This window comes from Bradyrhizobium sp. Mp27 (assembly GCF_029953005.1).
Classification (GTDB): domain Bacteria; phylum Pseudomonadota; class Alphaproteobacteria; order Rhizobiales; family Xanthobacteraceae; genus Bradyrhizobium; species Bradyrhizobium barranii.
This window is the reverse complement of the sequence record NZ_JASAUS010000806.1, coordinates 1-221: the sequence shown is the minus strand read 5'-3', so window position 1 is coordinate 221 and position 221 is coordinate 1. Positions and strand designations below refer to the sequence as shown.

1 pseudogene is annotated in these 221 nt (G+C 61.5%); it reads left to right on the top strand.

What is annotated here, in order from left to right:
- Positions 1-221 (top strand): annotated as a pseudogene (locus QJT78_RS52730) (IS21 family transposase); the annotation flags it as partial.

Sequence of the window (221 nt, the reverse complement as noted above, 5' to 3'; positions counted from 1 at the left end):
CTGAAGCGGAACGCGCAGGCGATTTACCAGGACCTGGTTGATCAATTTGGCTTTCCGTCCAGCTACCAGAGTGTCAAGCGGTTTGTGCGCCGGTTGCGGCACGCTGATCCTACCGTCGTCCCCGCCTGTTCGTGATGACGCTACGCTACTCGCGGCGCAGCTTCCGGCGGGTAGTCTGGAAGTCCAGCCAACAAGTCTGGGCGCAGCTCCACGAAGAGGCG